The organism is Actinoplanes sp. NPDC048791, assembly GCF_040650095.1.
Classification (GTDB): Bacteria; Actinomycetota; Actinomycetes; order Mycobacteriales; family Micromonosporaceae; genus Actinoplanes.
In genome coordinates, this window is the sequence record NZ_JBEZGQ010000483.1 from 1 (window position 1) to 6284 (window position 6284).

3 protein-coding genes are annotated in these 6284 nt (G+C 70.9%); all 3 read left to right on the forward strand.

From position 1 onward, the window contains the following. Positions 1-1505, forward strand: a 1505-nt coding sequence (locus AB0C29_RS28660; RefSeq protein WP_360826335.1) for a sensor domain-containing diguanylate cyclase, incomplete at its 5' end; no start/stop codon positions are given. A gap of 107 nt (positions 1506-1612) precedes the next feature. Then, on the forward strand, positions 1613-3667 hold the full coding sequence (locus tag AB0C29_RS28665) for a DNA topoisomerase IV subunit B (protein ID WP_360826338.1): 2055 nt from the start codon (positions 1613-1615) through the stop codon (positions 3665-3667). Positions 3668-3683: 16 nt separating this feature from the next. After that, entirely contained in the window at positions 3684-6206 is a 2523-nt protein-coding gene (locus AB0C29_RS28670) for a DNA topoisomerase IV subunit A (RefSeq protein ID WP_360826341.1), read from the forward strand. Positions 6207-6284: the final 78 nt, after the last annotated feature.

Sequence of the window (6284 nt, forward strand, 5' to 3'; positions counted from 1 at the left end):
GCCGGGCCGGCCAGCGCTGGGCCGCCCTGGAGCAGCTCAGCCTGGCCGCCAGCCGGGTCATCGACCCGGACCGGCTGACCCGCGTCGCCCTGGACGAGACCACCCGCCTGCTCGGCGCCGAACGCGCCATCCTGTTCCTGATGGACGCCGAGACCCAGGTGCTGGCCCCGTTCGTGGGCCGCGACTCGAGCGGCCGCGACGTCGCCGAGCTGACCGGCTACAGCGCCACCGTCGTCGACAAGGTCCGGCACAGCCGCGAGCCCCTCGTGGTCACCGGCACCGAGCAGGGCGAGGCGCTGGGCGCGCAGAGCGTGGTCCAGTACGGCCTGCGCAGCATCCTGGTCGCCCCGCTGGAGCTCGACGACCGCCTGCTCGGCGTGGTCTACCTGGACAGCCGGGTCGCCAAGGGCGTCTTCACCGTGGACGACGCCGACGTGCTGACCGCCATCACCCACCACATCGCGGTCGGCCTGGAGACGGCCCGGGCCGCTCAGCTGGAGGTCGCGGTGGCCGCCGCCAACCGCCAGCGCGACCTCGCCGAGACGCTGCGCCGCGCGATGGCCCGGCTCACCGGCACCCTGGACCCGCAGCTGGTGCTGCGCCGGCTGCTGCTGACCGCCCGGCAGACGCCCGGCGCGAACCGCGGCTGGCTGCTGCTCGGCACCTCCGACTCGGAGGAGATCACCGTGCTCGGCGGGCCGGCCCCGGTGCAGCTCGCCCTGGCCGAGCACCCGGACCTGCGGGGACTGCTGGACAACCGGCAGGCCGACATGATCAACGGTACGCCGCCCTGGGCCGGCGCCTTCGACGACTCGACCGGGCAGAGCTGGCTCACCGTCACCCTCGACGACCGCAACGGGGCCCTGGGCGTGCTGGTGCTGGCGTCGGACCGGCCGGGCGCGTACGCGGCGGCCGATCTCGGCCTTGCAGCGGCGCTGGTGGGCCAGGGCATGGTCGCCTTCGACAACGCCCGGCTGTTCAGCCGGGTGAACGAGCTGGCCACCACCGACAGCTTGACCGGGGTCGCCAACCGGCGGCGGTTCTTCGAGCTCGCCGAGCGCTCACTGGCCGCTGCCCGGGCGGTGGACGGGCCGGTCACCGCGCTCATGGTCGACATCGACCACTTCAAGCGGATCAACGACGCGCACGGCCACCAGGTCGGCGACGACGTGATCAAGGGTGTGGTCCAGCGCCTGCTCGGCGGCCTGCCGGCCGACGGCCTGGTCGCCCGGTACGGCGGTGAGGAGTTCGCGGTGCTGCTGCCGGGCATCGACTCGGCCGGGGCCAAGCTGGCCGAGGAGCTGCGGGCCGCGGTGGCCGGCACGCCGGTCGACACCCGTTCCGGGCCGATCCCGGTGACCATCAGCGTCGGCCTGGCCCGGCTGCGCCCCAGCGACCCGACCCCGGACACCCTGCTCGGGCGGGCCGACGCCGGCCTCTACGCGGCCAAACAGGCCGGCCGGAATCGTGTTGTGGCTCACGACCCGGAGCATTTGCCCCTTTAGTCGTGTGTTATGGAGACCAGCTCACGGTCGGCCTCACGAAACTCGTCAGAGGTGCCCGGTAGGCTCGCCGCGTCGTTGACAGCTGCCACTGCCGGGAGTAATACCTCGTGACTGCGCAACCAGAGATCCTCTACGGGGCTGATGACCTCACGCACCTCGAAGGACTCGATGCGGTCCGCAAGCGGCCGGGTATGTACATCGGTTCCACCGACAGCCGGGGCGTCAACCACCTCGCCAACGAGATCCTCGACAACGCCACCGACGAGGGCGTCGGCGGGCACGCCGAGCACGTCGAGGTGACCCTGCACGCCGACGGCTCGGTGCAGGTCGACGACGACGGCCGCGGCATCCCGACCGACATCAACGCCAAGTCCGGCCTCAACGGCGTCGAGCTGGTGCTCACCCGGCTGCACGCCGGTGGCAAGTTCGGCGGCTCGGGCTACAAGACCTCCGGCGGCCTGCACGGTGTCGGCGCCTCCGCGGTCAACGCGCTGTCCCTGCGCTTCGACGTGACGGTCCGGCGCGACGGCAAGGTGCACGAGCTGTCCTTCCAGCGCGGCGTGCCCGGCGTGTTCGCCGGCCCCGGCCCGGACGCCCCCTTCCAGTCGCAGAGCGGCCTGCGCGTGGTGCGCAAGATGAAGCGTGGCGAGCGCACCGGCACCTCGATCCGCTACTGGTACGACGCGCGGTATTTCGAGACCGGCGCCCGGCTCGACGTCGAGGTGGTGCGGGCCAAGCTGCGCAACACCGCGTTCCTGGTCCCCGGCGTGGCGTACGTGCTGCGTGACCACACGGGCGAGGAGCCGGCCGAGGAGAAGTTCCACTATCCGCACGGACTGACCGACATGGTGGAGTTCCTCACCCCGGCCGGCGACAAGCCCGTCTCGGGGATCCTGATGGTCGCCGGCGAGGGCACCTACAAGGAGAACGCCGCCGACGCCAACGGCGTGATGCAGTCCAACGTCGAGCGCAAGGCCCAGGTCGAGGTCGCGTTCCGCTGGGGCACCGGCTACGACCGCACGGTGGAGTCCTTCACCAACACCATCCGCAACGTGCACGGCGGCACCCACCGCAAGGGCTTCGAGCGGGCCCTGGTCCGGGCCCTGAGCGACGCCATCCGCAACGCCCGCGGCCTGCTCAAGCCCAAGGAGGACGTGCCGGTCCTGGACGACCTGCTGGAGGGCATGACCGCGGTGATCCACGTGCGGGTGCCCGAGCCGCAGTTCACCTCGCAGACCAAGGACGAGCTCTCCACGGCCGGCATCACCCGGGTGCTGCAGACCCTGGTCGAGCAGCACCTCAAGGCCTGGATCGACGATCGGCGCACCAAGAGCGAGGCCCGCACGGTCCTGCAGAAGGTCGTCGACGCCGCCCGGGTCCGCCTGACCCAGAAACAGCAGAAGGACGCGGCCCGCCGCAAGACCGCGCTCGAGGGCGCGTCCATGCCGCCCAAGCTGGTCGACTGCCGCTCCACCGGCATCGGCCGCAGCGAGCTCTACATCGTCGAGGGTGACAGCGCGCTCGGCACCGCCCGGATGGCCCGCAGCTCCGAATACCAGGCTCTGCTGCCGATCCGCGGCAAGATCCTCAACGTGCAGAAGGCCAGCCTGCAACAGGTCCTGGACAACGTGGAGTGCTCGGCCATCGTGCAGGTGCTGGGGGCCGGCTCCGGCCGCACCTTCGACATGAGCACGATGCGTTACGGCCGCGTCATGATCATGGCGGACGCGGACGTCGACGGCTCGCACATCCGCACCCTGCTGATCACCCTCTTCGCCAAGTACATGCGCCCGGTGATCGAGCAGGGCCGGCTCTTCGCCGCGATGCCGCCGCTGCACAAGATCACCACCAAGGGCCGCAACGCCGAGACCATCTTCACGTACACCCAGCAGGAGATGGAGGCCGCGCTGACCCGGCTGGAGCGCGCCGGCAAGTCGGTCGCGCCGGTGAGCCGGTTCAAGGGCCTCGGTGAGATGGACGCCGACGAGCTGTGGGACACCACGATGAACCCGGCCACCCGGACGGTCCGGCGGATCACCCTCGACGACGCCGAACGGGCCGAGGCGACGCTGGAGCTGCTGATGGGTGAGCGGGTCGAGCCGCGCAAGAACTGGCTGATCGAGGCCGCCGGCCGCATCGACCAGGAAACGATCGACGCCTGAGAGGCTGTTACAGGACATGGCACGCCGCAAGAACGAGCAGTCCCGGGTGGACCTGTCGGCCTTCGACCAGGCCGGCGCCCGGGTCATCGACAACCCGCTCACCACCGAGGTCGAGGACTCCTACCTGGAGTACGCCTACTCGGTCATCCACTCGCGCGCCCTGCCGGACGCCCGCGACGGCCTCAAGCCGGTGCACCGCCGCATCCTGTGGTCGATGCAGGAGCAGGGCCACCGCCCCGACCGGGCGTACGTCAAGTCCGCCCGCGTGGTCGGCGACGTGATGGGCCGCTACCACCCCCACGGTGACCTGGCGATCTACGACGCGATGGTGCGCCTGGCCCAGGACTTCTCGCTCAACGCGCCGCTGATCGACGGGCACGGCAACTTCGGCTCGCCCGACGACGGCCCGGCCGCCTCGCGATACACCGAGGCCCGGATGTCCCGCGAGGCGATGCTGCTGGTCGGCGAGCTCGGCGAGGGCACGGTCGATTTCAAGCCCAACTACGACGGCTCCGAGCTCGAGCCCAAGGTGCTGCCCGCGGCCTTCCCCAACCTGCTGGTCAACGGCACGTCCGGGATCGCCGTCGGCATGGCGACCAACATGATCCCGCACAACCTGGGCGAGGTCGTCACGGCGGCCCGCCACCTGATCACCGACCCCGAGGCCGACCTCGACACGCTCATGCGCTTCGTGCCCGGCCCCGACCTGCCCACCGGCGGGCAGCTGCTCGGCCTCGACGAGGTCCGCCGGGCGTACGAGACCGGCCGCGGCGTGGTGCGCATGCGGGCCCGCGCGCAGACCGGCCCGCTGGAGGGCGGTCGCGGCCGCCAGGCGATCACCGTCGTCCAGCTCCCGTACGGCGTCGGCACCGAGAAGATCATCGAGGCGATCACCGACGAGGTGAAGGGCAAGCTCATCACCTCCGGCCCGCGCAAGGGCCAGCGCCAGCCGGCCCGGCTGCAGGGCATCGCCGATGTCAAGGACCTCACCGACCGCGAGCACGGCATCCGGCTGGTCATCGAGTGCAAGGTCGGCGTCAACCCGCAGGCCCTGCTGGCCGACCTCTACCGGCTGACCCCGCTGGAGTCGTCGTTCGGCATCAACAACCTGGTGCTGGTCGACGGCCAGCCGCGGACGCTGGGCCTCAAGGCGCTGCTCGAGGTGTTCCTGGCCCACCGCTACGAGGTGGTCACCCGGCGGACCACGCACCGCCGTACCAAGCGCCAGGACCGCCTGCACCTGGTCGACGGCCTGCTGATCGCCCTGATCGACATCGACCGGGTGGTCGCCATCATCCGCGGCAGCGACGACGCCGCGGCGGCCAAGGCGGGCCTGATGAGCGAGTTCGGGCTCAGCGACATCCAGGCGACGTACATCCTGGACACCCCGCTGCGCCGGCTCACCCGCTTCGACCGCATCGAGCTGGAGACCGAGCAGGAACGCCTGCGCGGCGAGATCGCGGAGCTCAGCCGGATCCTGGACAACGACGACGTCCTCAAGCAGGTCGTCTCGGACGAGCTGGCCGAGGTGGCCTCGGAGTTCGGCGTCGCCCGGCGCACCACGCTGATCGACGGCGACCTCAAGGAGGTGCTGGCGGCGTCCGCGCCGGCCGGTCCCCTCGAGGTGGCCGACGACCCCTGCCAGGTCATCCTCTCCGCGACCGGCCTCATCGCCCGCACGGCGGCGGAAAGCGAAGAGGCGACCGAGGGCCGGCGGCGCAGCGGACGGGTCAAGCACGACGCGGTCCGCTCGGTTGTCCACTCCACCGCCCGTGGCCGCGTGCTGCTCGTGACGAGCACCGGGCGGGCGTTCAAGGTGGACGTGCTGCCCCTGCCGGTGTTGCCCGAGCAGTCCGGCACGGTTTCGGTGCGCGGCGGCATGTCGGCCTCGGAGCTGATCCCGCTGGAGCCGGGGGAGAAGGTCGTCGGCCTGGCCCCGCTCGGCGCGACCGGCTCACCTGGCCTGGCTCTGGGCACCCGGCAGGGCGTGGTCAAGGTCTGCGCGCCGGAATGGCCGGTCCGCTCGGACGAGTTCGAAGTCATCACCCTCAAGGACGGCGACGAGCTCCTGGGAGCAACCTGGCTGACCGACGGCGCTGAGTCCCTGGCGTTCGTGTCCTCGGACGCTTCGCTGCTGCGCTTCCCGGCCAAACTGGTGCGGCCGCAGGGGTTGAAGGGCGGCGGCATGGCGGGGATGAACCTGTCGTCCGGGGCCGAGGCTGTGTCGTTCAACGTGGTGAACACGACGGATCCGCAGCATGGGGAGCCGATGGTCGTCACCTCGACCGGCACTCAGGTGAAGGTCACGCCGTTCGGGTTGTATCCGGCCAAGGGGCGGGCTACCGGCGGGGTTCGGGTTCAGCGGTTCCTCAAGGGGGAGACCTCTCTTGTCGTCGCCTGGGTCGGGCCTCGGCCTGTCGGGGCCAGTGCTACCGGGGATCCTGTTGAGCTTCCTGCGGTTGACAGTCGGCGGGATGGGTCTGGGGAGGCTGTGCTTATGGGGCCTCAGATTGTTGGGCATTTGATCGAGCGGGGTTGAGGTTTGCTTGCGGGTGGACGGTTGGGGGCCGGGGTGACCAAGATCGGCTTGAGGAGCATTTATGCCGTTCTTGGTCAC